2 protein-coding genes are annotated in these 949 nt (G+C 62.0%); both read left to right on the top strand.

The annotated features are described in order from the left end of the window. The coding region (locus QMO14_RS33290) for an IS30 family transposase (protein ID WP_301512395.1) at positions 1 to 247 on the top strand (247 nt) is incomplete at its 5' end. 561 nt (positions 248 to 808) lie between these two features. Next, on the top strand, positions 809 to 949 hold a 141-nt coding region (locus tag QMO14_RS33465; RefSeq protein WP_367618197.1), incomplete at its 3' end, for a helix-turn-helix domain-containing protein.

The raw sequence follows: 949 nt of genomic DNA, 5'->3' as shown, positions 1-949 counted from the left end.
CTTTGCGGATCCTCACAGCCCTTGGCAGCGCGGCATCAACGAGAACACCAATGGTTTGATCAGGCAGTACCTGCCCAAGGGAACGGACTTGAGCGTTCACTCTCAGCGCCATCTCGATCACATCGCCTGGAGCCTGAACACCCGCCCACGCAAGACCTTGGGGTTCCGTACTCCGGCACAAGTCCTCTTCGAAGACTGTTTCAACCAGAATGTCGATATCCAACCTATCGTTGCACTTGGGATTTGAGACCGCCAGGCAAAAGAAAGGCGACCCTACTGTCTGTGTCCCTTCGCTGCGCTACGGGCAACCTGCGGTGCTCGGCGCAGGAGGGGGTCCGCAGAACTCGCTTCGCTCAAACAGCTGCGGCCCTGATCCCTCCTGCGCCTGCGCTCCTCGGCACAGCCAGAAGGGAGCGACACGCGCCATCGCTGCGCTCGGCTTTTGAACAGCCTCCTCGGGCCTTCGCTCCGCTCGGCGGCGAGTCCAGTTCCGGTGGTTTCAACAACCACGTGCACTCATTCCAAGCCCAGCAGGCGCGAAGCGCCTGTTGGGCACCTGCGGCCGAGCGCAGCGATGGCCCGCGTGTTCCCCATCCCCTCTGGCTGCGCCGAGGAGCGCAGCGTTTCGCGGATCAGGGCTCGCCCTTGTCTGAGCGAAGCGAGTTTGGGCGAGACCCCGCGAAACGCGAGCACCGCAGGTTGCCCCGTAGCGCAGCGAAGGGGTCGCAGACAGTGGGGTCGCCTTTTCTTTGCTTGGCGGTTTCAATTCTGAAGTGCAACACACTCGATCCTGAAGGGAAGAGCTTGCATGACCAGGAGTTACGAACAGCTGAGTGCCGAAGAGCGAGGGATGATCATGGCGATGAAGCTGCAGGGCAGCAGCGCCAGATTGATCTCCCGGACCTTGCGGCGTGCTCCCAGCACGATCACGCGGGAGTTGCGACGCAAC

It is taken from the genome of Variovorax sp. CAN15, assembly GCF_030462475.1.
Classification (GTDB): domain Bacteria; phylum Pseudomonadota; class Gammaproteobacteria; order Burkholderiales; family Burkholderiaceae_C; genus Variovorax.
This window is presented reverse-complemented; position numbering and strand designations above follow the sequence as displayed.